The sequence below is a fragment of the Polaromonas sp. CG_9.7 genome (assembly GCF_015752205.1).
In the GTDB taxonomy this organism is placed as follows: domain Bacteria; phylum Pseudomonadota; class Gammaproteobacteria; order Burkholderiales; family Burkholderiaceae_C; genus Polaromonas.
Genome location: NZ_JADOVG010000026.1, coordinates 1 through 21,414, shown reverse-complemented (window position 1 = coordinate 21,414; position 21,414 = coordinate 1). Strand labels below are relative to the sequence as shown.

Here is a 21,414-nt window from a genome sequence, read left to right as displayed (position 1 = left end):
TCGGTGTTCCTGCGCGCTGCCTACTACCGTCACGCTGAATTCCGCCAGGGCGCACACGACATGTTCGCCGTGGCGCCGGGTTTTGCCGCCTGGGGAATGATGACCGGCGTGGCCATGGTCAAGTCGGGCATGAGCATTTTTGAGGCGATCCTGATGACGGTGCTGGTGTACGCTGGCAGCGCGCAACTGGCCGCGATTCCGCTGCTCGTCGCGGGTGCGCCGGCCTGGGTGATTTTGGCCACGGCCTTTTGCGTCAACCTGCGCTTTGTGGTGTTCAGCGCGCACCTGCGGGCTTATTTGATGCACCTGCCCCGCTGGCAGCGCATGCTGACCGGTTTTTTGACGACCGATCTGAGCTATGTGCTGTTCGTGCGCCGCTTTCCCATTCCCAGCGACGAGCCCGGCCAGCGCCTGGCGCAGCAAGCTTACCTGGCGGGCAATTGCGGGCTGTGCTGGGGCAACTGGGTTGGCAGCAGCCTGGTCGGCATTGCGCTGGCCAATTTCATACCGAGCGCCTGGGGGTTGGGTTTTGCCGGCATTCTAGCGCTGCTCGGGATCTCTTTTTCGCTGGTGACGACCCGGCTGCGCATCATCGCGGCGCTGGTGGCGGGCGTGGCGGCCGTGGCGGCGTTTGCGCTGCCGCTCAAGCTGAACATCCTGGTGGCCATTGCGGCGGCGGTGGTCATTTGCCTGATGCTGGAGCGCGCCGGCCTGGGCATGGCTGCTCGTATGCCCGCTGCCGTTCCTCAGGACAAGCCATGAACGATACCGATTTCTGGACCCTCGCCACCATTGTCGGCATGGCAGGGGTGACCGTGCTCACGCGCTGCTTTTTCTTCTTGTCGGACAAGCCCTGGACCTTGCCGGACCTGGCCCGTCGCGGTCTGGACTATGCGCCAATTGCCGCGCTGGCGTCGGTGATCGTCCCCGAGATCGTCATGACGCAGGGCCAGCTCATCACGACCTGGCAGGATGCCCGGCTGTTTGGCACGGCGGCCGGCGTGGCCTGGTTTTTCTGGCGCCGGGGCGTGCTGGGCACCATCGTCAGCGGCATGGTGGTGTATTTGCTGCTGCACCTTGGCTTTGGCTGGTGAATCTGGCCCCCACGCTCCGCCGCTGCGCGGGTCGCTGCCCCCCGAGGGGGCCGCTGCGCCTGCAGCCCGGCAAAGCCGGTTCTGCGGCCCCTGCTGGTGAATATGGCTCCTACGCTCCGCCGCTGCGCGGGTCGCTGCCCCTGCAGCCCGGCAAAGCCGGTTCTGCGGCCCCTGCTGGTGAATCTGGCCTCCACGCTCCACCGCTGCGCGGGTCGCTGCCCTCCAGGGGCCGCTGGGCCTGCGGCGCAGTGAAGCAGGTAGCTCGGTTCCTGCTGAGTTGGATAGAGGGCCTTTGCTGTCGCTCACTGGGGGGGCCGGCCCCCTACAATTCTTCCAGCCAGCCGCCTGCAGGCGGTTTTTTCGAACCTTTCGTACTTTGCGAGTCGCCATGAATTTCATCCGTTTTTCCGATTTGTGCGCCAGCGGCCAGGTGGCGGGCAAGCGTGTGTTCATCCGCGCTGATTTGAATGTGCCGCAGGATGCCAGTGGCGCCATCACCGAGGACACGCGCATCCGCGCATCAAGGCCGTGCCTGCAGATGGCGCTGGATGCCGGCGCGGCGGTGCTGGTCACCTCCCACCTGGGCCGCCCCACGGAAGGCGAATTCAAGCCGGCGGATTCGCTGGCGCCGGTTGCGCAGCGCCTGGGTGAGTTGATGCAGCGCGAGATTCCCGTGGTGTCGAACTGGGTCGATGGCGTGGACGCGAAACCCGGCCAGCTGGTGATGCTGGAAAACTGCCGGCTGAACCCGGGCGAGAAGAAAAACGACGAAGCGCTGGCGCGCAAGATGGCCGCGCTGTGCGACATCTTCGTGCATGACGCCTTTGGCACCGCGCACCGCGCCGAAGCCTCGACTTACGGCATCGCGCAATACGCGCCCATCGCCTGCGCCGGTCCGTTGCTGGCCGCCGAGATGGACGCCATCACGGCAGCTTTCGCCCATCCGAAGCGGCCGCTGGTTGCCATCGTCGCCGGCAGCAAGGTCTCGACCAAGCTGACCATCCTCAAGGCGCTGGCCGAGAACGTCGACCAGTTGATCGTCGGCGGCGGCATTGCCAACACCTTCATGCTGGCGCAGGGCCTGAACATCGGCAAAAGCCTGGCCGAACCCGACCTGCTGGCCGAGGCCCGCGCCGTGATCGAGGCGATGAAGGCGCGCGGCGCCGAGGTGCCGATTCCGACCGACGTGGTTTGCGCCAAGACCTTTGCCGCCGATGCTGTCGCCACCATCAAGCAGGCAAGCGAAGTGGAGGACGACGACCTGATCCTGGACATTGGCCCCGAGACCACCGCCCGGCTGGCTGCGCAGCTCAAGCGCGCTGGCACGATTGTCTGGAACGGCCCGGTCGGCGTGTTTGAATTCGAGGCCTTTTCCAAGGGCACCGAAGGCATTGCCCGGGCGATTGCCGAGTCCAGCGCCTTCAGCATTGCCGGTGGCGGCGACACGCTCGCGGCCATTGCCAAGTACGGCATCGAAAAAGACGTGGGCTATATCTCGACCGGCGGCGGCGCTTTCCTCGAAGTGCTCGAAGGCAAGACGCTACCGGCTTTCGAGATTTTGCAGAAGCGGGCCGGCGACGCGCACTGAAGACTCTGTTTTTGATAGCTGCTGGCGCTTGCCCAGTATGCGCAAACGGCATTTTTTGCTTGAAAGCAGGAGTTCAAGCCACATTTCTGGCGTGCCGGGCGTGGGGTTGGCGCTGCAGCCTGCGCACAGCCCTGGATTGCGGGTTTTTTGGTACCCGTTTGGTAACCGATTTCGTGTGAGAATCGGAAACTAAATTACAAGGAGACATCCCTTATGACGCGTCGCGCCACCAAAATCGTTGCCACTCTCGGCCCTGCTTCCAGTGATCCGGTTCTGCTGGAAAAAATGATATGTGCCGGGGTCAATGTGGTACGGCTGAACTTCAGCCACGGCAAGGCACAGGACCACATCAACCTGGCCGCTCTGGTGCGCGAAGTCGCCCAGCGCACCGGCCGCGAAGTCGCCATCATGGCCGACCTGCAAGGCCCGAAAATCCGCGTTGGCAAGTTCGCCGACGGCAAGGTCATGCTGGTGTCGGGCGAGAAATTCATCCTTGATGCGTCGCGTGTCGAGCCGGGCGACCTCAAAGGCGTTGGCCTGGACTACAAGGAATTGCCGCGCGACGTGAAGGCCGGCGACGTGCTGCTGCTCAACGACGGCCTGATCGTGCTGACCGTCAATGCGGTGCGCGGCGAGGAAGTCCACACCACCGTCAAGCTCGGCGGCGAGTTGTCGAACAACAAGGGCATCAACAAGCAGGGTGGCGGGCTGACCGCGCCCGCGCTGACAGCCAAGGACATGGAAGACATCAAGACGGCGATGAGTTTCCAGGCCGACTACGTGGCCGTGAGCTTTCCGAAAAACGCCACCGACATGGAAATGGCGCGCCAGCTGTGCAACGTGGCCGCTGCACCGTACAAGCACAAGCCTGGCCTGATCGCCAAGATCGAGCGCGCCGAGGCGATTCCGAAGCTTGATGAAATCCTCAAGGTCAGCGACGGCATCATGGTCGCGCGCGGTGACCTGGCGGTCGAAGTCGGCAACGCCGCCGTGCCGGCGCTGCAAAAACGCATGATCAAGATGGCGCGCGCAGCCGACAAGGTCGTGATCACCGCCACGCAGATGATGGAAAGCATGATCCTGAATCCGGTGCCCACGCGCGCCGAGGTCAGCGACGTGGCCAATGCGGTGCTTGACGGCACCGATGCGGTGATGCTCAGCGCCGAAACCGCCGCTGGCCGCTTCCCGCTGGAAACCGTCGAGGAAATGGCGAAGATCTGCGAAGAAGCCGAGAAGGCCGAATACAAGGAGCTGAGCGCCGACTTTTCGGGCAAGACCTTTGCGCGTATCGACCAGTCGATTGCCATGGGTGCGCTGTTCACCGCCCACCACCTGGGCGCCAAGGCGATTGTGGCCATGACCGACAGCGGCTCGACCGCGCTGTGGATGAGCCGCCATGACATCCGGGTGCCGATCTACGCGCTGACCCCCCGTCTGGAGACCCAGCGCAAGATGGCGCTTTACCGCAACGTGCGGTCCATCCTGATGGACAGCAGCGCCGACCGCGACACCGCGCTGCAGCAGGCGGAAGGCCACCTGCTGCGCCTGGACATCGTGCAGAGTGGCGATGTGTACGCCATCACCTGCGGCGAGCCGATGGGCGCGCCGGGCGGCACCAACATGCTCAAGGTCTGCCGGGTGGCGTAGGCCCCCACGCTTGTCGCTTCGCGTACTGCGCTGCACCCCGAGGGGGCGCTGCCCCTGTGGCCCGGCAAAGCCGGTTCCACGGCCCCTGCTGGCGCGGCGAGGGTCCACGGCGCCCACGGTCGGTGCTGGTCTGAATCCACCGCCAGGGGCGCTGCGTATAGCCCTAAGCCATGAAAACTATCTTCTCTAAATTGCCCAGACGCTCACTGTTCGCCATGCTGCCGGCGCTCCTCACCGCCTGCTCGGGCGCTGACCTGCTCAACGCCACCGTGTCCACTGACAGCTACCGGCGCACCGAGGGGCTGGCTTACGGCACCGACCCGCGCCAGTTGATCGACGTGTACCAGCCGGCCGCAGGCGCTTCACGTGCCCCGCTGGTGGTGTTTTTCTATGGCGGCAGCTGGTCGTCGGGCGAGCGCGGTGACTACCGGTTTGTCGGCGAGGCGCTGGCCTCGCGCGGGATCGTGGCGATGGTCGCCGACTACCGGCTGAGTCCGGCTGTCCGCTACCCGGCCTTTGTGCAGGACAGCGCCAGCGCCGTTCGCTGGGCGGTTGACCATGCGGCCGAATTTGGTGCTGACGAGCAGCGGATTTTCGTCATGGGCCACAGCGCCGGTGCCTACAACGCCGCCATGGTCGCCCTCGATGCGCGCTGGCTGGCGGCGGTCGGACTGGCGCCTTCCCGGCTGGCAGGCTGGATCGGGCTGGCCGGCCCGTACGATTTCCTGCCGATTGGCGACGCGCAGACCCGGGTGGCCTTCAGCTGGCCGCAGACTCCGGCCGACAGCCAGCCTATCGTCCATGCCTCCCGGGCCTCGCCGCCGGCGCTGCTGCTGGCGCCCACCAAGGACAGCGTGGTGAATCCGCAGCGCAGCACGGTGGCGATGGCGGCGCGGCTTCGGGCCAGCGGCGTTCGGGTCGAGTCCGAACTGTTCGACGACGTCAGCCATGTCACCTTGCTGGCGTCCATGGCGCAGGTCCTCAGAAGCCGGGCACCGGTGCTGGCACGCGTGGCCGGGTTTGTGCAATCCACTGGCTGACCGCCGCATCCACGCCGGCCGCCACCGTCCAGCACAGCCAGGCGGTCCACAAGGTGTGGCTCATGTAGTGGGCGCCGCGAATCTGCTGCGCCAGCCCGAAGACCAATCCCACCAGCATCGCCCCTGCCAGCCAGCGCCGGGCGGTGCCGGGAAGCACATGCCTGAAGGCAAAAAATCCGCCCACGAAGGCAAAGCCCGCCGACGCATGGCCGGCCGGAAAGCAGCCGCCTGTGCCGCCATCGCGAATGCCCCAGGCCCAGTGCGACACATGCGCCGCCACGCCGCCGAATTGCTGCAGGTCCCACGGGCAGCTGGTATGGCTGTACAGTTTGATGGTCGACACGGTCAGCAACGCGGCCAGTGTCGTCAACGCCAGTTGCACCCGGCGCGCCATCGGCAGGCGTTTCAAACTGCCCAGGGGCAGGAACATGCCGACCAGCAGGTACAGCTCCAGCGCCCAGGGCCACAGCCTGAGGTCGTCGTGCAGCAGCTTGCGCCACAGCCAGTGACTTTCCAGCGGAAAACCGCTTGTGGAGCCGAACCAGTGCGCCATGGCCAGGTCAAAACTTGAGTAGTCCCAGATCAGCAGCAGCAGCAGGCTGCCCAGCGTCCAGCGTAGAACGTTTGTGCGATCCGAGGGTACAAAAAACATTGGGTAAGGCATGTGGGCTTCAGGCGTGTCGGGTTACCGCGAAGGTAGCGGCCATGCCTTAAGTCACTCTTAATTCCCAGCCATGCCACTGAAAAATAGGTGACGGGCGCGACAATAGGCGCATGAGAATCCTGGTGGTTGAAGACGACACGGGCATTGCCCTGGGGCTGAAGTCCAGCTTGCAGCAGCGGGGCTATGCGGTCGATGTGTGCGGCACGCTGCGCAGCGCCTGGGCGGCCCTGCGCGGCGAACCGTTCGACCTGGTGCTGCTGGACCTGGGTTTGCCCGATGGCGACGGCAGCCAACTGGTGCAGCGCATCCGGCAGGCGCCTGCCACCGCAGGCAGTTTGCCCGACACCTTGACGCCGGTCCTGATCATGACCGCCCGCGACCAGGTCGCCGACCGCATCCTGGGGCTGAACCTGGGCGCTGACGATTACCTGGTCAAGCCGTTTGACCTGGACGAGCTGGAAGCCCGCATGCGCGCGCTGCTGCGACGGGCCGGGGGGCGTGCCCATCCGCTGCTGGTGCATGGCGAACTGGTGGTCGACCCGGCGGCGCACACTCTGCTGCGCGCTGGCCAGCCGGTGGAACTGACGCCGCGCGAGTTTGCCCTGCTGCTGCTGCTGCTGGAGTCGCGCGGCCGGGTGCTGTCGCGCCAGCAGCTGGAGGCGCGGCTCTACAACTGGCAGGACGCCGTGGGCAGCAATGCGGTCGAAGTCCATGTCCATCACCTGCGCCGCAAGATCGGCGAAAGCGTGATCCAGACACTGCGCGGCGTCGGGTATTTCATCCCCCGGGAAGATCCGCCATGAGGCTGTTTGCAGATCGCCAGGCTTCGCTGACGCTTCGCCTGCTGCTGGGTGTACTGGGTGTGCTGCTGCTGGTGTGGGCCGGATTTTTTGCCGTCGGCCACCGCACGGGTATTCATGAGGCCGATGAACTGACCGACGGCCATCTGGCGGGAACGGCAGCGCTGCTGCTGATGCTGGACCTTCCGCCATTCATGCAAAGTTCCCTGGAATCGGATCGCCAGGCCAACATCAACATGGCCCGGCCGGCGCTGGACAGCCTGAAGTATCACGACTACCAGTTTTCGCTGAGCGTGGTGGTGCGCGACACGGCGGGCCATGTATTGGCACGCTCCGGCGAGGCGCCGGTGCCTGCCTTTGCTGCGCGCGATGGTTTTGCCGACCTGCTGCTGGGCACCCCGTCAACCGCCTGGCGCAGTTTTTCACAATGGGATGCCTCGCACAGCCGGCAAGTGATGGTGCTGGTGAGGGTGGAGGAACGGGAAGCACTGGCCGAGGATGTTGCCGTCCAGCTTGCCGAGCCTGTCCTGTGGCTGCTGCCAGTGGTGGCGCTGGTGTTGGGCGCGGCCATCTTGCGCGGCCTGCGACCGCTGCAGGCGCTCGCACGGGATGTGGAAGCGCTGGAGGTGGACCAGACCACGCGCCTGCAGGCCCGCCATCCCTACCGCGAATTCAATTCGGTGGTGCGCTCGATCAACCGGCTGGTGGGTCAGCAGCAGGCGGCGCTGGAGCGGGAGCGGCAGCTGGCCAGCGAAATTGCCCACGAGCTGCGCACCCCGCTGTCGTCGATAGCCCTGCAGGCCGCATCGCTTCGCGGCGCCTTGCCGGCGCAGGCGCAAACTGCCGCCCTGCAGCAGATCAGCACCGATGCGCTGCGCGCAGGCCATGTCATCAGCCAGCTGCTGGCGCTGGCGCGCACCGGTCAGGCCGGCATGCAGCAGGCGCTGGTGCCGCTGGACCTGGCCACGCTTGCGCGCGAGGTCGTCGCCGGCTATGCGCAGGCAGCCTGGCAAAGCGGCCACCGGCTGAGTGTCCAGGGCGTTGAACACCAGACCGTACAGGCGCATCCGCTGCTGCTGGAACTCGCCTTGCGCAACCTGATCGACAACGCCCTGCAGCACACCGCGCGCGGCACCGCCGTGTGCGTGCAGTGGGGAAATGATGCGGGCCGCGCCTGGCTGCAGGTGTGCGACGACGGCCAGGGCGCTTCCGACGCGTTGGCCGCTGCCCCGGTCTCCTCCGACCGCCTGGGCCTGGGTCATAAAATCGCGGGCCGGGTGATGGACATCCATGGCGGCAACTTCGCGCAACACGCGGCAACAGCACCGTTCAACCGGTGTTATCGCCTGTGTTTCCCAGCGGTTTCATGACCTAACGGACTATTGGCAGACAGTAGAATGAAGGTTAAGGTTGGCCTGCGGCTGCCGTCGACCGTTATGCAGCACCGGCTGCGCCAGCCACCCACATCACCCTTTTCTTCAGCTTTCTAACTTTCAGGGACTCTCAATCATGGCACTTGTTTCGATGCGCGAACTGCTGGACCATGCCGCCGCCAATGGCTACGGCATTCCGGCTTTCAACGTGAACAACCTGGAGCAGGTCCAGGCCGTGATGGCCGCTGCTGACGAGGTCGGCGCGCCGGTCATCCTGCAGGCCAGCGCAGGCGCCCGCAAGTACGCCGGCGAAGCCTTCATCAAGCACCTGATTCTGGCGGCTGTCGAGGCCTACCCGCACATTCCGCTGGTCATGCACCAGGACCACGGCCAGAGCCCGGCGATCTGCCAGGGCGCTATCGAGCTGGGTTTCAGCTCGGTGATGATGGACGGCAGCCTGGAGGCTGACGGCAAGACTATTGCCAGCTTTGAGTACAACGTTGAAGTCACCCGCAAGGTTGTTGAAATGGCGCACGCCACCGGCGTGTCGGTCGAAGGCGAGCTCGGCTGCCTGGGCAGTCTGGAAACCATGCAGGGCGACAAGGAAGACGGCCACGGCACCGATGCCGTCATGACGCACGACCAGTTGTTGACCGACCCCGAGGAAGCCGCCGAGTTCGTCAAGCGCACCCAGCTTGACGCCCTGGCCATTGCCATCGGCACCAGCCACGGCGCCTACAAGTTCACGCGCAAGCCCACCGGCGACATCCTGGCCATCGAGCGCGTCAAGGAAATCCACCGCCGCATTCCCAACACCCATCTGGTCATGCACGGCTCGTCGAGCGTACCGCAGGACCTGCTGGCGCTCATCAACCAGTACGGCGGGCACATGAAGGAAACCTACGGCGTGCCGGTCGAGGAAATCCAGAAGGCCATCCAGTTCGGCGTGCGCAAGATCAACATCGACACCGACATCCGCCTGGCCATGACCGGCGCCGTGCGCAAGTTCCTGGCTGAAAACCCCGAGAAGTTCGATGCCCGTGAATGGCTCAAGCCCGCCCGCGAAGCCGCCAAGGCGATCTGCAAGCAGCGCTACATCGAGTTCGGCTGCGAAGGCCAGGCCGCCGGCATCAAGGGCCGCAGCCTGTCGGTCGTCGCTGGCGAGTACGCCAAGGGCGAACTGGCGCAAGTCGTTCATTAACCCAGCGCTTGCGCGCTTGGCTTCGCTGGATTGGCGATAATTCAAAGCCCGTGCCCGACCCGCGTCGCACGGGCTTTTTCATTTTTTCAACCTGCAGACCCGCATGACCACCACCACCCCCGCACTTCATACCTCGGCCCTGACTTCCTTGCCCCTGCTGGCGCGCGGCAAGGTGCGCGACAACTATGCCGTGGGCAAGGACCGGCTGCTGATGGTGGCCAGCGACCGCCTGAGCGCTTTTGACGTGATCCTGGGTGAGCCGATTCCCGGCAAGGGTGCCTTGCTGACGCAAATGGCGCTGTTCTGGTTCGACAAGCTGGGCGACATCTGCCCGAACCACCTGACCGGCGAGGCGCCCGAGAGCGTGGTGACGGCGGCTGAAATCCCGCAGGTCGTGGGCCGTTCGATGCTGGTCAAGCGGCTCAAACCCATCCCGGTCGAAGCCGTGGTGCGCGGTTACCTGGCTGGCAGCGGCTGGGCCGAATACCAGCAAAACCAGTCCGTCTGCGGTGTGCCGCTGCCGGCCGGCCTGAAAAACGCCAGCAAGCTGCCCGAGCCTGTCTTCACGCCCGCTGCCAAGGCCGAGGCCGGCGAGCATGACGAAAACATCAGCTACGAGCAGGTAGTGGTCATCGTCGGCCCCGAACTGGCCGCGCAGATCAGGCAGCTCAGCCTCAAGATCTACGAAACCGCCGCCGCCTTTGCGCTGACCAAGGGCATCATCATTGCCGACACCAAGTTCGAGTTCGGCCTGGACGAAAACGGCACGCTGACCCTGATGGACGAGGTGCTGACCCCCGATTCGTCGCGCTACTGGCCGGTCGAAGGCTACGAAGCGGCCTTTGCCGCCGGGCAGAATCCGCCCAGCTATGACAAGCAGTTCGTGCGCGACTGGCTCGAAGCCCTGCGCATCAACGGCAAGCCCTGGGACAAGACCCCGCCCTCGCCGCATCTGCCCCCGGACGTGATTGAAAAAACCGCCGCCAAGTACCGCGAAGCGATGACACGGCTGACAGCTTGATCGCCCCTTGCCCCGGCGGCAGGCAGCCGGCCAGCCAAGCGGCGCTGCGGCCGGTCCGCTGCTCCTGAATAAATAGCTGTTTGCACAGGCGCTGCCTGCGCTGCAGCCTGTTTTTGCACAAATCTACGTAACTACTCAGGTCACTTTTCAGTTTAAAGCGCAATGAAATGAGCCTCTGTCATCCCGGCCCCGGATCAAGCCCGGGGTTTCAGCACCCGGGAACCATGACTTCTCCCCAAACGGGGTCATGGATTGCCCCGGATCAAGTCCGGGGCAGGCTCATCAAATCCGCAATGACAAAAGAGATTACGGAGAGCTTCGAGGGAGCTGAGTAATTACAAATCTACAGCGCGCTCAGACGCCGCCCTGCGGGTGGGTCGGGTCAATCCACAACACCTGTTCGGGCTTTTCAACCGGCGCGATGTCCAGGTTGATGGCGACGGCCTGGCCATCGCTTCGGCAGAGCACGCACTCCAGCGCCTCGGTCGGGCTGGCGTTGATTTCCTGGTGCGGCACATACGGCGGCACATAGATGAAGTCGCCCGGCCCGGCCTCGGCGGTGAACTCCAGCTGGTCGCCCCAGCGCATGCGGGCACGGCCCCTGACGACGTAGATCACGCTTTCAAGCGGACCGTGATGGTGGGCGCCGGTCTTGGCATTGGCATGGATTGTGACGGTGCCAGCCCACAGTTTTTGCGCCCCGACGCGGGCGAAATCGATGGCTGCCTTGCGCTCCATGCCGGGGGTGGACGGCACATTGCCGTCCAGCTGGCCGGCCGGGACCACGCGCACGCCATGGTGTTTCCAGTCGGTGGCGCCGTGGCCGGGGTCCTGTTCAGGGGACGGTGTCATGGTGATCTCCTAGTTCGTCAGGGCAGCGTACACCAGGCTGCGAAACAGGGGGCGGTAGTAGTCGCGCTGGTTGGGCGCCTGGATCATCAGCAAGGCATACAAATCCTGGGCCGGGTCCACGAAAAAGGTCGTGCCGGCAATGCCGCCCCAGTAATACAAGCCCGCCGAGCCGGGCACCGACGCCAAGCCGGTGGCCGTGCGCACGGCAAAGCCCAGTCCGAAGCCATGGCCGGGCGGCAGCAGCTCGCCTGCCGCAGGAATGGCGCCCAGATGGTCGGCCGTCATGAAGTCCACCGTGCTGGGGCCCAGCAGGCGCACGCCCTCCAGCGTGCCTTTGTTGCGCATGAACTGCAGGAAACGCGCATAGTCCATCGCCGTGGACAGCAGGCCGCCGCCGCCGCTCTGCATCGCCGGCACGCGGCGCGGCTCGAACACCCGCATCGGCACGCCGCCGTCGGGGTCATGCGCGAAAGGCTCGGCAATGCGGGCGTGGTCGGCCTGCGGCACGCTGAAAGCGGTGTCGGTCATGCCCAGCGGCACCAGGATATGTTCGCGCAGGTAGTCGCCCAACAGCTGGCCGCTGACCACTTCGACCAGCCGCCCCAGCACGTCGGTGGCGCGGCTGTAGTCCCAGACGCTGCCGGGCTGGTGCATCAGGGGAAGGGCGGCCAGCACCCGCGAGAATTGCGCATTGCTGCGCTCGCGCGAACCCATCTGCAGCGCCGTGTACTGGCGCTGCACCTCGGCCGAGCCCGTGAACTCATAGGTCAGGCCGGCCGTGTGGCGCAGCAGGTCGTGCACGGTGGCCGGCCGGTCTGTGTCCTGCAGCGCCAGCGGACCGCCCTGCGCCAGCGCCACTTTCTGGTTCGCGAACTCGGGCAGGTAGCGGGCCACCGGCTCGCCCAGCAGCAGCTTGCCCTGCTCCATGAGCATCATCACGGCGACCGACACCACCGGCTTGGTCATCGAGTAGATGCGAAAGACCGCATCGCGCGGCATCGGCGCGCCGGTGGCCGGGTCCTGTTGGCCCAGGCTTTCAAACAGCGCCACCTTGCCGCGCCGGGCCACGAGCGCCACCGCGCCGGGCAGGCGCCCGCTGTCGATTTCAAGCTGCAGCACCTCCAGCATGCGCTGCAGGCGCCCGGCACACAGGCCCACCTCGGCAGGCGGGGCAAAAACCATCCCGGTCATGTCCACTCGGGCCGGTTAGCTCAACACCACGCTGCTCAGGCGCCGGCGGTACGTCGCCACGGTGGCGTCTTCCGGCGGAATCTGGCCGTCGGCGACCTTGGGCTTGGGCGTTTCCATGATGTCCAGGATGGCGATGTAGGTCTTGCGCGCCAGGCCGTCGTTCCATGCCTTGTCGCGCATCAGGATTTCAAGCAGTTCGTCCAGCGCGTCGGTCCAGCGCTGGTCGGCCATCAGCCGGCGGGCCTGGTCGAAGCGGGCGTCAAAGTCACGCTTGTTGGCGGTAATTTTTGCATCAAATTTTGCCTGTGCGCTTGCTGCATCTGCATCAGTAGCTACAAAATCCAGAGCATCCATCCAGCGTTGCAGGGAATCAAAACGCCGAACTACTGAAGTCTGGGCAATCACCGGCGCAAACGCCACCTTGGCATCGTCCTCGCGGCCCAGGCTCAGCAGCTGCTTGACATAGTCGAAGCGGGCATTGTCATCGGCCGGATTCGTCGCGACCGCATGCTGCAGCCTTTCGAGCACGGCTTGGGGGTCGCTGTCCAGCACCACTTCTTCTTCGGGCGGCGTTGCTTCCGGGGCGGGCGGCAGGTGCTTGTCCAGGAATTCCTTGATCTTGCCTTCGGTGAGCGCGCCGGTGAACCCGTCCACCGGCTGGCCGTTCATCAGCAGGATGCAGGTCGGGATGCTGCGGATGCTGAAGGCTTCACCCAGTTGCTGCTCCTGGTCGGAGTCGATCTTCACCAGCTTGAAACGCCCTTCGTAGGCGATTTCAACCTTTTCAAGAACAGGACCCAGCGACTTGCACGGGGCGCACCACGGCGCCCAGAAGTCGATCAGCACGGGCGTGGTCATGGAAGCCTCAATGACTTCCTGCTGAAAATTGGCAATGGTGACGTCGATCATGGTGTTGGGCAACTAAAGGTTGGAATAAGGGGGTTCAGGCCAGTGCCCTGGCGTCCTGAAAGGAAAGGGCGGGCAGCGGTCCTGGCGGCAGCCATGACGATAGCATGCAAGCCACAGCCAGCGGTTACGCCGGGCATGGCCCGGCCCGCCACCCCAGCCCTTAAAATCACGCCTTATCGGCCCACAGCCCTTCAGCGACCTCAGCACTTCAATCTTTATGACGACAAACAACAACTCCGCAGCGCCCCTGGTCGGCGTGGTGATGGGCTCCAGCAGCGACTGGGACACGATGCAGCACGCCGTGCAAATCCTGCAGCATTTCGGCATTGCGCATGACGCACGCGTGGTGTCGGCCCACCGCATGCCCGACGCTATGTTCGCCTATGCCGAAGCCGCCGCCGGACGCGGCCTGCAGGCGATCATTGCCGGTGCCGGCGGCGCGGCGCATTTGCCGGGCATGCTGGCCGCCAAGACCATCGTGCCGGTGCTGGGTGTCCCGGTCGCCAGCAAGCATTTGCAGGGCGTCGATTCATTGCACAGCATCGTGCAGATGCCCAAAGGCATTCCCGTCGCAACGTTTGCCATCGGCCATGCCGGCGCGGCCAATGCAGCGCTGTTTGCCGTCGCCCTGCTGGCCCTGCATGACACAACGCTGGCCGACAGGCTGCAGGCTTTTCGCGCCGAGCAGACCGAAGCCGCCCGCGCCATGACGCTGCCGCCGGTATGAGCCGCTTGCCCATTTTTCCAGGCACGGTCGATGAAACCGGCCGTCCGGCCACGCTGGGCGTCATGGGTGGCGGCCAGCTGGGCCGCATGTTCGTGCATGCCGCGCAGCGCCTGGGCTATTTCACGGCGGTGCTCGACCCGGACCCGCACAGCCCGGCCGGCCGCGTCAGCCACCACCATATCCAGACCGCTTACTCCGATGTGCAGGGGTTGGCGCAACTGGCGGGCCTGTGCGACGCCATCACCACCGAATTCGAAAATGTGCCGGCCAGTGCGCTGCAAGCCCTGGCCGTGGCGCGTCCCGTCGCACCCGGCGCGGCGGCGGTGGCGATTGCGCAGGACCGGATTCAGGAAAAATCGCATTTCATGGCCTCTGCCGGTGTGGCGGACGTGCGCTGCGCGCCGTACGCTGTCATTGAAACGCCGGAGCAACTCCAGGCCGTGCCCGACGACCTGCTGCCCGGCATTTTGAAAACCGCGCGCATGGGCTACGACGGCAAGGGCCAGATGCGCGTGCGGAATGCGGCTGAACTGGCGACGGCCTGGGCCGAGCTGGGGCAGGTGGCCTGCGTGCTGGAAAAAATGCTGCCTTTGAGCGCCGAATGCTCGGTGATCGTGGCGCGCGGCTGGGACGGCGCCATCGTGGCGTTTCCGCCGCAGCTGAACCTGCATGTCGACGGCATCCTGGCCGTGACCGAGGTTTATGAAGGAAATATGCCATTGGCGCTTGCTGCACGGGCGCAGGCAGCTACTAAATCCATAGCGAGTCACATCGGCTACGTCGGCGTGCTGTGCGTCGAGTTTTTCGTCGTGGACGATGGCAGCGCCGACGGCGCGCTGGTCGTCAACGAGATGGCGCCGCGCCCGCACAACAGCGGCCACTACACCATGGACGCCTGCGACGTGTCGCAATTTGATTTGCAGGTGCATGCGATGGCCGGCCTGCCGCTGCCCGCGCCGCGCCAGCACTCAAAGGCCATCATGCTCAATCTGCTCGGCGATGTGTGGTTTGACGCTACGGGCCAGGCGCGCACGCCCGACTGGCAGGCGGTGCTGGCATTGCCCGGCGCGCATTTGCATTTGTACGGCAAGCTAGAGGCCCGGCCGGGCCGCAAGATGGGCCATTTGACGATCACCGGCGCCGACGTGGCCGGCGTGAAAGCCACGGCCCGCCAGGCGGCAAGGATTCTGGGCCTGCCGGGTTTTGAAGGCGACGAATGATTCTGCCCGGCACCGACCCGCAAGCCATTGAAGACGCCGCCCGCTGCATCCGGGCTGGCGGGCTGGTCGGCTTTCCGACCGAAACCGTTTATGGCCTGGGGGCCGATGCCTCCAGCGACGAAGCCGTCGCCGGCATCTTTGCCGCCAAGGGCCGGCCGTCCGACCACCCGTTGATTGTTCATGTGGCCAGCGCCCGCCAGGTGAGCGACTACGCCAGCAAAGTGCCGGCATTTGCCCAGCGGCTGATCGACGCCTTCTGGCCCGGCCCGCTGACGGTCATCTTGCCGCGCCAGCCCGGCGTCGCCGCTGCTGCTGCTGGCGGCCAGAATTCCATCGGCCTGCGCTGCCCGGCGCATCCGGTCGCACTGGCTTTTTTAAAGGCCTGCAACACAGGCGTGGCCGGCCCCAGCGCCAACCGCTTTGGCCGCGTCAGCCCGACCACCGCGCTGCATGTGGCCGGCGAGTTTGGCGATGACTTGCTGGTGCTCGACGGCGGGCCGTGCGCGGTCGGCATCGAGTCCAGCATTGTCGATTGCACCCGTGGCCGGCCGGTGCTGCTGCGCCCTGGCGTGCTGACCCGCGAGCAACTGCAAGCGGCTTGCGGCGAGCCGGTGCTGGACAAGGAAGATTTGCAAGCCGCAGGCCAAACACCCCGCGCTTCCGGCACGCTGGAGGCGCATTACGCGCCCAACGCCAAAGTGCGGCTGATGGACGCCGCCGCGCTGCAAACTGCGCTCGACCTGCTGGGCGCCGAAGCGGCCCACATCGCCGTCTATGCCCGCGCCGTGCTGCGCGTCAAGTCGGCCCAGGTACTGTTGCGCCGCATGCCCGACGACGCGCTGGCCACCGCGCAGCAACTGTTCGCCGTGCTGCGCGACTTCGACGCCCAGGACGCCAAGCTGATCTGGATAGAAAACCCGCCCGCCGACATGGCCTGGGACGGCGTGCGCGACCGGCTGGGGCGGGCTGCGGCGAGCTGAGGTGGTGGGCTACTTGTGGGGGATGGGTGGCGGGTGCCGTTTACGAACAGACGTTGCACGCGGCGAGCCGACCGAAATATTCCGACTGATTGCGGTCAGTCAATGAGCTATTTCGTGCGTCCACTGCCGACCTGATGCGGAAGTCGGCAATCTGGATTTCCAGGCGCAAAGCAGACACGCGCAACGCCTTCAAGGGCTGTCAGCGCGAAAAACCGCAGAAAATAACGCTTTAGACAATGAGGTCCTTGTGAATCCATCCCTTGCCCATGCCGAACTCCTTGCCACTTTCAGGAGGGCGGAGCTGGATGCTGCTCAAAAATTCGGATTGATCAAAGCGATTGAAAAAAAAGGGCCCAAGGCCATTCAGGCGGCTATCGAAACCGCTGCAAAGGCAGCCAAACGCAGGGATTCGTACGCAAAAAAGCTGAATGCCCTGGGGGTGAGCCTGAAGGATTAAGCGCGGCTCAGTACCTGCACGTCCGACCACCGACTACTGGCCGGACAGCCCTGCAAGCCCGTCATGAAGGGTGACCAACAGACAGAAAATACGTGAGAATTGAACTTCTACAAAGCTGCCGTTGGCAAATGGCTGGATATGGCCCCGCTCTGCCCATCGGTCATGAACCGCGACTGACTGCTCCGGCTGCATAACGGAAGTCTGTTTCAGACTGACAAGAGTCAGTCGACCTCCGGAACTGCTTGCTCCAGACCCGGCATTGGAACCAGCAACTTGACCGTCAGCAATGCGGCGACGATTTCGATGACTGCGGCACCGGCAACCGACTGCTCCAACATTGGGAACGGTTGTTCAGTAAGGGCTATTCGCTGTAACGTGCGTCCCATGGCGGTCATTCGATCTGAGAAATCAGCATCTACCAGTGGTCTGCGCTTGAGCAGCGAGAGCCGATTAAGACGATTGGCCGCATCCGGAGAGGTTAATTCCAACGGCCGTAGAGGGGGCTTTGGTCTCTTGGAGCCACCGAGCCAAGAAATGCCTGTTTCCTTGGCTGCTGACTTCTACAAGCAAATAAGAGTCGTACCCAAAAGTCAGCTTTCCCGTAGATAGCTCTTTGTCGCTACTTATTCACCATAGCGTCAAACAGCGACTTGCGAAGCCATGTCACGCCCGCACGCATGTGCGATGCAGTGGTGGAAACAGTAGTCTGGCAGTCCTGCGTTGCCCTCAGAATTTCGACATCAACCACCCAACCCCGGCCAGCTTGGGTGGTTGTCGTCGATCACGAAAGGGTGCGAATGACGTATGCCATGGCTGGTTGCGCCATGGGTATGCCCGGGGGCCAATTCTGTGTGTTCGTGCTCAATCACATCAGGATCCTGGGGTGGCCAGACCATCGTGGTGACCCACACGGCCACTGCGCCGGCACTGCCCAGAACCGCAAACGTCACGGGCATGCCATAGCGAGCGCCTAGCCAGCCGGCCAAGGGGTAAAACAACAACCAGCAGGCATGCGACAGCGCGAACTGTGCGGCAAATAGCGCCGGGCGATCCTCCGGGTTCGAGGATCGCCGCAACAGGCGCCCGGCGGGTGTCTGGGCGGTGGCGTAACCCAAGCCGAGCGCGAACCACAAAGCCATCAGCGCGGCATGTCCGGCCACCCAGGTGCCCACGAACATGCCTGCGACCATCAACCCGATGCCGCCCAACATCACGCTGCGGTCGGTGAGTTTGTCCAACACGCGTGGCAAGACCAGTGCCGCCAGCATGGAGCCCGCGCCGAAACTGGCCAACGCCAAGGCCACCGCGCTCTGGGTCAGGCCCAATCCGGCCTGCACGATGACCACCGTGTTGACAAAAACCATGGCGCCTGCCGCTGCCACGGCCGCATTGACGGCCAGCAGCCCGCGCAACCGGGGTGTGGCCAGGTAGATTCTTAGCCCGCGCGTGGTGCGGTCGTAGATACTGCGGCGCTGCGGCGCTGGATGCGCCGGCAGGACCACCGACACCACCAGCGCTGCCGACGCCAAGAATCCCACCACCGTGCCGGCAAACAGATCGTGAAAGCCGATTACCGTGAGCAAAGCAGCAGCCAGCATCGGACTGACCAAGCTCTCCATGTCGTACGCAAGGCGTGAGAGCGACAAGGCCTTGGTGTAGTCCTTTTCTTGCGACAGCACGTCGGGGATGGTGGCCTGGAAGGTGGGCGTAAAGGCAGCCGACGCCGCCTGCAGCACAAAGATCAGCACGTACACCTGCCAGATCTCCGAGACAAACGGCAGCACCAGGGCAACACCCGCACGAACCAGGTCCAGCGCGACCAGCATGGTGCGCCTGGGCAGGCGCTCGGCAAATGCCGCTGCGACCGGCGCCACGCCAACATACGCGACCATCTTGATGGCCAGCGCCGTGCCCAGCACCATGCCCGCGTTGTCGCCGGCAAGGTCAAAGGCCAGCAGCCCCAGCGCCACCGTCGCCAGCCCGGTCCCGATCAAGGCAATCACCTGAGCGGCGAACAAATGGCGGTAGGTGCGGTTGGCAAGAATGTCCAGCATGGTGTGCCTCAGAGATAACGCGTGATTTCCCTGAACTCGTCCATGGATTGGCGTTGGCCGGCCTCCAAGGGGCCCACCAGATCTTCCAGACAGTGGTCCAAATGGTCCTGGATCAGGGCTTTCTTGGCTTGCTGAATCGCTTTTTCCACCGCCTGCAGCTGCTGCGCGACATCGAGGCAGCTTCGTCCCTGCACCAGCATTTCTATTGTGCTGCTCAGGTGTCCGCCGGCTTTGCGCAGGCGTTTGATGATGGCAGGATGGGAGGCATGAGTATGCGGTTGTTTCATGGTCAATTTTATCCCCTGGGGGAGGTTACTATAATCTTCTTCAATGTTCACGAAACCCAATTGCACGCCATGAGCCTGCGCGCCTCATCCTGCTTGTACCCTAACGGGGCAGCGCTGTGCATGCGGTGGCTGGTTCTGGTGGCGATCATGTTCGGCACCATCCTCTCCTCGATGGGTGGAACAAGTTCCCACGGCCTGGCAGCCATGGCAACAACGTTTCATGACGCTTCATCCGCTACCGGAGAAGCGCACAGCCATGTGCACGGGGATGAAGACGGCGAATCAGCGGTGCTGGACAAGAGCGCCGATGCTGGCCATGCCCACCACGGGGCGGATCATTCGCACGACAACGCTCACGCCCTGCCCGTCGCCTTGAGTTCGGCCGCACCACAGCTTCCCGGCTGGCGGGTGCGGGTGCGGCCTTGGATTCAAATGGTGGAGGCGTCCCGGCTGGAACGCCCTCCGATGGGCTGAGACCCTTTCCGCACTCGCACTCGCACTCGCACTCGCGCTGCGCCACGCAGCGCCACGCAGCGCTTCCCTTTCTTTCAGACTATCGGAGTCTCCATGCACAGCTATGTTCACGACAGGCTGCCACGTTCGCTATGGGCGAATTGGCCATCCCGTTTCTTGCTTCTTTCGGCATTCTTTATCTGCCTTTTTGTGGGCGGCACAGAGGCCTTGGCCCACGCCGTCACTGAAGGCGACAAAGGCTATATCCAGGAGATTTCGGGCATCAATCTGCTGCCCTTCATGTACCTGGGCGCCAAACACATGATGACGGGCTACGACCACATCCTGTTTCTCTTCGGGGTGATCTTCTTCCTCTACCGGATCCAGCACATCGGTATCTACGTCAGCCTGTTTGCGTTGGGTCACTCCACCACCATGATCCTGGGCGTGTACTTCAACGTCGGAATCAACAGCTACCTGATCGACGCGATCATCGGCCTGTCCGTGGTCTACAAGGCCTTGGACAACATCGGCGCTTTCCAGCGATGGTTGGGATTCCAGCCCAACACCAAGGTTGCAACCCTGGTGTTTGGTCTTTTCCACGGCTTTGGCTTGGCGACCAAAATCATTGAGTACGAGATCTCGCCCAACGGACTGGTGCCCAACCTGCTCGCCTTCAACGTCGGCGTGGAAATCGGCCAGCTGCTGGCATTGACGGTCATCCTGATCGGCATGAGCTACTGGCGCCGCACCCCCAGCTTCATTCGCAACGCCTACACCGCCAACGTCGCCATGATGAGCGCAGGCTTCATTCTGGTGGGCATGCAGCTCGCCGGCTACTTCGTATCCTGAACACCCAAGGAATATTCAACATGTACAACAGCGATACCCCCTTGCGCGCCGAGTTGCCTTCTTCCAGGCAGCTTTTGCGCTCCACCGTGCTGGCCGCCATTTCGGCGCTGGTCCTCCTGGTTGCCGTCGTTCTTCCGGCTGAATACGGCATCGACCCCACCGGGGTCGGTCGAATCCTGCGAATGACGGAAATGGGCGACATCAAGCAACAGCTGGCGGCAGAGGCTGCGGCCGATGCTGCGGCTGCCCAGTCGCCCGCAGCTGGGGCGCCTGGCATGGCTGTAGTCAATGCGGCAGAACCTGCAGTGAAGGCTGCAGTGGCTGCTGCCCCGAAGGAGCCGGCCAAGGCGGCGCCCAAGATTGAATGGCGCGACGAGATGCCCTTCACGCTGGCGCCAGGAGAAGGAACGGAAATCAAACTGAAGATGGTTGAAGGCGCAAAGGCCCAATATGCTTGGGTGGTCGAGGGCGGTGAGGTCAATTTCGACACCCACGGCGATGCACAGGGCAAGTCGATCAGCTACGAAAAAGGTCGCGGAGTTTCTTCCGATGAAGGCGTGCTTGAGGCCGCGTTCACTGGCAATCACGGCTGGTATTGGCGCAACCGGGGCAAGTCCAACGTGAAGGTGATTCTGCGGACCCGTGGCGACTACACCGACATCAAAAAAATGAAGTAAATGAAGGGCGCTGCGATACCCATCGCAGCGCAATTTCACTGCACTCGATCTGATACACCTCTCAAATGAATATTTAAATGAAAACGCTAAAAACTCTCGGCGGCACTTTTTTGATAATCTGTTTCTTGGCTACGCTCAGCGGATGCGAAAAAGCAGGCCCCAACGACAACGACGGCAACTCTGGCCACGGACACAGCCACGAATGAGTTTGTTCCTCTTTGGTTGAAATTACGTAAGCGGCCAGCGATGACATCTTGAATAAGCATGTCGAAATATGCTACGGGTTAGCGAAGCGTCAGCCCGCAGGCTGCCAGTGATGGGGCAGCA

At 63.9% G+C, this 21,414-nt stretch carries 23 protein-coding genes; 16 read left to right on the top strand and 7 right to left on the bottom strand.

The window, feature by feature from the left end:
- Positions 1 to 3: 3 nt before the first annotated feature.
- The 5 genes from IWX87_RS18080 to IWX87_RS18060 all read left to right on the top strand — a co-directional run bounded on the left by IWX87_RS18080 (position 4) and on the right by IWX87_RS18060 (position 5,369).
- Positions 4 to 762: an AzlC family ABC transporter permease gene (locus IWX87_RS18080; RefSeq protein WP_370583953.1), complete on the top strand. Its 759-nt coding sequence runs from the start codon at positions 4 to 6 to the stop codon at positions 760 to 762.
- Positions 759 to 1,094, top strand: coding sequence for an AzlD domain-containing protein (locus tag IWX87_RS18075; protein ID WP_196864906.1), 336 nt, complete (start codon positions 759 to 761; stop codon positions 1,092 to 1,094). Before IWX87_RS18080 ends, IWX87_RS18075 begins: the two co-directional genes overlap by 4 nt.
- A 388-nt stretch (positions 1,095 to 1,482) precedes the next feature.
- Positions 1,483 to 2,682 carry a phosphoglycerate kinase gene (locus tag IWX87_RS18070; RefSeq protein ID WP_196864905.1) on the top strand — a complete coding sequence of 400 codons (1,200 nt, stop codon included), beginning with the start codon at positions 1,483 to 1,485 and terminating at the stop codon, positions 2,680 to 2,682.
- A 213-nt stretch (positions 2,683 to 2,895) separates the two neighbouring features.
- Complete coding sequence (pyk, locus tag IWX87_RS18065) at positions 2,896 to 4,329, top strand: pyruvate kinase (RefSeq protein WP_196864904.1); 1,434 nt, start codon at positions 2,896 to 2,898, stop codon at positions 4,327 to 4,329.
- Between the two features lie 170 nt (positions 4,330 to 4,499).
- Positions 4,500 to 5,369: an alpha/beta hydrolase gene (locus tag IWX87_RS18060; RefSeq protein WP_196864903.1), complete on the top strand. Its 870-nt coding sequence runs from the start codon at positions 4,500 to 4,502 to the stop codon at positions 5,367 to 5,369.
- Here the strand turns inward: IWX87_RS18060 and IWX87_RS18055 are convergent.
- The gene (locus IWX87_RS18055) at positions 5,311 to 6,033 is read right to left on the bottom strand and encodes a phosphatase PAP2 family protein (RefSeq protein WP_231374906.1); all 723 of its coding nucleotides are present in this window, start codon (positions 6,031 to 6,033) and stop codon (positions 5,311 to 5,313) included. The two genes, IWX87_RS18060 and IWX87_RS18055, sit on opposite strands and share 59 nt — an antisense overlap.
- A 110-nt stretch (positions 6,034 to 6,143) precedes the next feature.
- On the opposite strand from IWX87_RS18055, the gene IWX87_RS18050 reads away from it, so the two are divergent.
- The 4 genes from IWX87_RS18050 to IWX87_RS18035 all read left to right on the top strand — a co-directional run bounded on the left by IWX87_RS18050 (position 6,144) and on the right by IWX87_RS18035 (position 10,428).
- Positions 6,144 to 6,836, top strand: a complete 693-nt coding sequence (locus IWX87_RS18050; RefSeq protein ID WP_196864902.1) for a response regulator — start codon at positions 6,144 to 6,146, stop codon at positions 6,834 to 6,836.
- Complete coding sequence (locus IWX87_RS18045) at positions 6,833 to 8,203, top strand: histidine kinase dimerization/phospho-acceptor domain-containing protein (protein WP_196864901.1); 1,371 nt, start codon at positions 6,833 to 6,835, stop codon at positions 8,201 to 8,203. The genes IWX87_RS18050 and IWX87_RS18045 overlap by 4 nt, the downstream gene beginning before the upstream one ends.
- 139 nt (positions 8,204 to 8,342) lie before the next feature.
- Positions 8,343 to 9,407, top strand: coding sequence for a class II fructose-bisphosphate aldolase (gene fba / locus IWX87_RS18040; RefSeq protein ID WP_196864900.1), 1,065 nt, complete (start codon positions 8,343 to 8,345; stop codon positions 9,405 to 9,407).
- A gap of 103 nt (positions 9,408 to 9,510) precedes the next feature.
- A complete protein-coding gene (locus IWX87_RS18035) occupies positions 9,511 to 10,428 on the top strand; it encodes a phosphoribosylaminoimidazolesuccinocarboxamide synthase (RefSeq protein ID WP_196864899.1) in 918 nt (305 codons plus the stop codon).
- A 354-nt stretch (positions 10,429 to 10,782) separates the two neighbouring features.
- On the opposite strand, the gene IWX87_RS18030 is transcribed toward IWX87_RS18035, so the two are convergent.
- The 3 genes from IWX87_RS18030 to IWX87_RS18020 are packed head-to-tail and all read right to left on the bottom strand — an operon-like array spanning position 10,783 to position 13,380.
- Positions 10,783 to 11,280 carry a cupin domain-containing protein gene (locus IWX87_RS18030; RefSeq protein WP_196864898.1) on the bottom strand — a complete coding sequence of 166 codons (498 nt, stop codon included), beginning with the start codon at positions 11,278 to 11,280 and terminating at the stop codon, positions 10,783 to 10,785.
- A 9-nt stretch (positions 11,281 to 11,289) separates the two neighbouring features.
- Complete coding sequence (locus IWX87_RS18025) at positions 11,290 to 12,471, bottom strand: serine hydrolase (RefSeq protein ID WP_196864897.1); 1,182 nt, start codon at positions 12,469 to 12,471, stop codon at positions 11,290 to 11,292.
- A 15-nt stretch (positions 12,472 to 12,486) separates the two neighbouring features.
- A complete protein-coding gene (locus IWX87_RS18020) occupies positions 12,487 to 13,380 on the bottom strand; it encodes a tetratricopeptide repeat protein (protein WP_196864896.1) in 894 nt (297 codons plus the stop codon).
- Between the two features lie 217 nt (positions 13,381 to 13,597).
- Here IWX87_RS18020 and purE point away from each other — a divergent pair, with 217 nt between their 5' ends.
- The 4 genes from purE (at position 13,598) to IWX87_RS18000 (ending at position 16,764) form a co-directional block, all read left to right on the top strand.
- Positions 13,598 to 14,107, top strand: a complete 510-nt coding sequence (gene purE / locus IWX87_RS18015) for a 5-(carboxyamino)imidazole ribonucleotide mutase (RefSeq protein ID WP_196864895.1) — start codon at positions 13,598 to 13,600, stop codon at positions 14,105 to 14,107.
- Entirely contained in the window at positions 14,104 to 15,327 is a 1,224-nt protein-coding gene (locus tag IWX87_RS18010; RefSeq protein WP_196864894.1) for a 5-(carboxyamino)imidazole ribonucleotide synthase, read from the top strand. The genes purE and IWX87_RS18010 overlap by 4 nt, the downstream gene beginning before the upstream one ends.
- A complete protein-coding gene (locus tag IWX87_RS18005; RefSeq protein ID WP_196864893.1) occupies positions 15,324 to 16,307 on the top strand; it encodes an L-threonylcarbamoyladenylate synthase in 984 nt (327 codons plus the stop codon). Before IWX87_RS18010 ends, IWX87_RS18005 begins: the two co-directional genes overlap by 4 nt.
- A gap of 247 nt (positions 16,308 to 16,554) precedes the next feature.
- Positions 16,555 to 16,764: a hypothetical protein gene (locus IWX87_RS18000; RefSeq protein WP_196864892.1), complete on the top strand. Its 210-nt coding sequence runs from the start codon at positions 16,555 to 16,557 to the stop codon at positions 16,762 to 16,764.
- 221 nt (positions 16,765 to 16,985) lie between these two features.
- Here IWX87_RS18000 and IWX87_RS17995 read toward each other — a convergent pair whose 3' ends face one another.
- The 3 genes from IWX87_RS17995 to IWX87_RS17985 form a co-directional block, all read right to left on the bottom strand.
- Complete coding sequence (locus IWX87_RS17995; protein WP_196864891.1) at positions 16,986 to 17,252, bottom strand: hypothetical protein; 267 nt, start codon at positions 17,250 to 17,252, stop codon at positions 16,986 to 16,988.
- 252 nt (positions 17,253 to 17,504) lie between these two features.
- Positions 17,505 to 18,818 (bottom strand): MFS transporter, encoded by a 1,314-nt coding sequence (locus tag IWX87_RS17990; RefSeq protein WP_196864890.1) that lies wholly within the window; start codon positions 18,816 to 18,818, stop codon positions 17,505 to 17,507.
- Between the two features lie 8 nt (positions 18,819 to 18,826).
- Positions 18,827 to 19,105, bottom strand: a complete 279-nt coding sequence (locus IWX87_RS17985; RefSeq protein ID WP_196864919.1) for a metal-sensing transcriptional repressor — start codon at positions 19,103 to 19,105, stop codon at positions 18,827 to 18,829.
- 120 nt (positions 19,106 to 19,225) lie between these two features.
- Here IWX87_RS17985 and IWX87_RS17980 point away from each other — a divergent pair, with 120 nt between their 5' ends.
- The 3 genes from IWX87_RS17980 (at position 19,226) to IWX87_RS17970 (ending at position 21,087) form a co-directional block, all read left to right on the top strand.
- Positions 19,226 to 19,579, top strand: a complete 354-nt coding sequence (locus IWX87_RS17980; protein ID WP_196864889.1) for a hypothetical protein — start codon at positions 19,226 to 19,228, stop codon at positions 19,577 to 19,579.
- Between the two features lie 93 nt (positions 19,580 to 19,672).
- Positions 19,673 to 20,410, top strand: a complete 738-nt coding sequence (locus IWX87_RS17975) for a HupE/UreJ family protein (protein ID WP_196864888.1) — start codon at positions 19,673 to 19,675, stop codon at positions 20,408 to 20,410.
- A 20-nt stretch (positions 20,411 to 20,430) separates the two neighbouring features.
- Positions 20,431 to 21,087 (top strand): transmembrane anchor protein, encoded by a 657-nt coding sequence (locus IWX87_RS17970; RefSeq protein WP_196864887.1) that lies wholly within the window; start codon positions 20,431 to 20,433, stop codon positions 21,085 to 21,087.
- Positions 21,088 to 21,414 lie beyond the last annotated feature (327 nt).

What these genes read in the sequence shown, in the direction of transcription:
- IWX87_RS18075 (WP_196864906.1), top strand. Translation starts at nt 759, where the DNA reads ATGAACGATACCGATTTCTGGACCCTCGCCACCATTGTCGGCATGGCA.
- IWX87_RS18070 (WP_196864905.1), top strand. Translation starts at nt 1,483, where the DNA reads ATGAATTTCATCCGTTTTTCCGATTTGTGCGCCAGCGGCCAGGTGGCG.
- pyk (WP_196864904.1), top strand. Translation starts at nt 2,896, where the DNA reads ATGACGCGTCGCGCCACCAAAATCGTTGCCACTCTCGGCCCTGCTTCC.
- IWX87_RS18060 (WP_196864903.1), top strand. Translation starts at nt 4,500, where the DNA reads ATGAAAACTATCTTCTCTAAATTGCCCAGACGCTCACTGTTCGCCATG.
- IWX87_RS18055 (WP_231374906.1), bottom strand. Translation starts at nt 6,033, where the DNA reads ATGCCTTACCCAATGTTTTTTGTACCCTCGGATCGCACAAACGTTCTA.
- IWX87_RS18050 (WP_196864902.1), top strand. Translation starts at nt 6,144, where the DNA reads ATGAGAATCCTGGTGGTTGAAGACGACACGGGCATTGCCCTGGGGCTG.
- IWX87_RS18045 (WP_196864901.1), top strand. Translation starts at nt 6,833, where the DNA reads ATGAGGCTGTTTGCAGATCGCCAGGCTTCGCTGACGCTTCGCCTGCTG.
- fba (WP_196864900.1), top strand. Translation starts at nt 8,343, where the DNA reads ATGGCACTTGTTTCGATGCGCGAACTGCTGGACCATGCCGCCGCCAAT.
- IWX87_RS18035 (WP_196864899.1), top strand. Translation starts at nt 9,511, where the DNA reads ATGACCACCACCACCCCCGCACTTCATACCTCGGCCCTGACTTCCTTG.
- IWX87_RS18030 (WP_196864898.1), bottom strand. Translation starts at nt 11,280, where the DNA reads ATGACACCGTCCCCTGAACAGGACCCCGGCCACGGCGCCACCGACTGG.
- IWX87_RS18025 (WP_196864897.1), bottom strand. Translation starts at nt 12,471, where the DNA reads ATGACCGGGATGGTTTTTGCCCCGCCTGCCGAGGTGGGCCTGTGTGCC.
- IWX87_RS18020 (WP_196864896.1), bottom strand. Translation starts at nt 13,380, where the DNA reads ATGATCGACGTCACCATTGCCAATTTTCAGCAGGAAGTCATTGAGGCT.
- purE (WP_196864895.1), top strand. Translation starts at nt 13,598, where the DNA reads ATGACGACAAACAACAACTCCGCAGCGCCCCTGGTCGGCGTGGTGATG.
- IWX87_RS18010 (WP_196864894.1), top strand. Translation starts at nt 14,104, where the DNA reads ATGAGCCGCTTGCCCATTTTTCCAGGCACGGTCGATGAAACCGGCCGT.
- IWX87_RS18005 (WP_196864893.1), top strand. Translation starts at nt 15,324, where the DNA reads ATGATTCTGCCCGGCACCGACCCGCAAGCCATTGAAGACGCCGCCCGC.
- IWX87_RS17990 (WP_196864890.1), bottom strand. Translation starts at nt 18,818, where the DNA reads ATGCTGGACATTCTTGCCAACCGCACCTACCGCCATTTGTTCGCCGCT.
- IWX87_RS17985 (WP_196864919.1), bottom strand. Translation starts at nt 19,105, where the DNA reads ATGAAACAACCGCATACTCATGCCTCCCATCCTGCCATCATCAAACGC.
- IWX87_RS17980 (WP_196864889.1), top strand. Translation starts at nt 19,226, where the DNA reads ATGCGGTGGCTGGTTCTGGTGGCGATCATGTTCGGCACCATCCTCTCC.
- IWX87_RS17975 (WP_196864888.1), top strand. Translation starts at nt 19,673, where the DNA reads ATGCACAGCTATGTTCACGACAGGCTGCCACGTTCGCTATGGGCGAAT.
- IWX87_RS17970 (WP_196864887.1), top strand. Translation starts at nt 20,431, where the DNA reads ATGTACAACAGCGATACCCCCTTGCGCGCCGAGTTGCCTTCTTCCAGG.